Raw genomic sequence first — 1,241 nt, 5'->3', positions numbered from 1 at the left:
TAAAGGTCGCGTCCAAGGTCACCGTGACCGCCTCGGCGCTGGCACTGGCGGGCGTCTCGGTTGCGGATCGCATCGGCGAGGTCTCGGCGACCTTGAAGGTATGGCGGCGCAAGCTCTCCGGATCCAAGCCCGCATCGACTGGGAACATCTGACCGAGCAGGTCAGCCGCGGTCCGGTAGGTCAGCAATACAGAGAGCTGGGCGCGCAACCGGTCCAGCTCCGGGGTTGAGCGGACACGTGGTGGCCAGTCCACGCCAGCCTCGGCGGAGCCGCATCCGGCACAGTGGAAACGGGGCAGCCGGACCGTCACCTGTCCGAACAGTGTTGCAATCTCGTGCTGACGATAGTCTTTCATCCGACACGGGGTGCCGCAGTCCCGGCACTCCGGGCGGAGAGCGGCATGAAGACGGGCCTGCGCGGCGACGATCTCCTGCTGCACCCCGGCCAGGAGCTGCTTGCTCTCGGCCAGGGTCAGTCCCAGGCTGGCCAGGTCGGCGAGGGTGTCGGGCCTGGAGATTTGCACGACGTCGGTGCTGTGCTCCGTCCCGTCGGCCTCAACACTCACCAGTCTCACGATCCAGGCCACGTCGGCACTACCTCAGCGGGGAAAACGAGCCAGAGCATACCCGCTCTCGGTGGCAGACCCCCAATTCTGCGGCAGTCCCGAACTTGAGGGCGCGAGTACCGGGAAGACCACGAAAATGGGCGAGAACGCGGGGCCGCAGCCCTGCGCTGCGATCCGACCCACCAGATGTCCCGGCTATGGATGCGTAGGTGCCGCCGGCGACCAAGCCTCCGGCACCAAAGAGTGCTCTTCTTGCCAATGCTGTCATTTGCCCGCGCCATGCTCCCAGGTGCTCTGCCGTCAGCGACCAACCAGGGCACGCAGCCACCCGGCGCAGCCAAGCACCAATTCCATTGGGACATTTCGTGGACGGCTGGACCGGAGGGATGTGGTTGTTGCGGCACAAGCTGGCCTGCTTTGGACGCTGTGATCAAGCGCCAAGCGGATTAGAAAGTCTAGCGTTCCGTTTGGCTTTCCAAAGCTCTCCGACTGGATTTCCAGGCGTGGTTCGGAAACAGCCAGTTTTTGGGTTACTGCCCACGTGCCGCGGGGACGATCAGGGGTTGTGTTGCAAAGTTTGCGACGAGCCGTGGGTGGTCGTGAACGGCCGCGACAAAGCCTGATCAGGCGGCGACCTGGAACAGCTCGGCGACGAAGGTGGCCTGCGCCCGCATGT

At 64.6% G+C, this 1,241-nt stretch carries 1 pseudogene; it reads right to left on the bottom strand.

Annotated features, from left to right (window positions below):
* Nucleotides 1–586, bottom strand: a pseudogene (locus Q7A36_RS39955) (hypothetical protein); the annotation flags it as partial.
* Nucleotides 587–1,241 lie beyond the last annotated feature (655 nt).

The sequence above is a fragment of the Paracraurococcus lichenis genome (genome assembly GCF_030657435.1).
GTDB lineage: Bacteria > Pseudomonadota > Alphaproteobacteria > Acetobacterales > Acetobacteraceae > Paracraurococcus > Paracraurococcus lichenis.
This window is presented reverse-complemented; position numbering and strand designations above follow the sequence as displayed.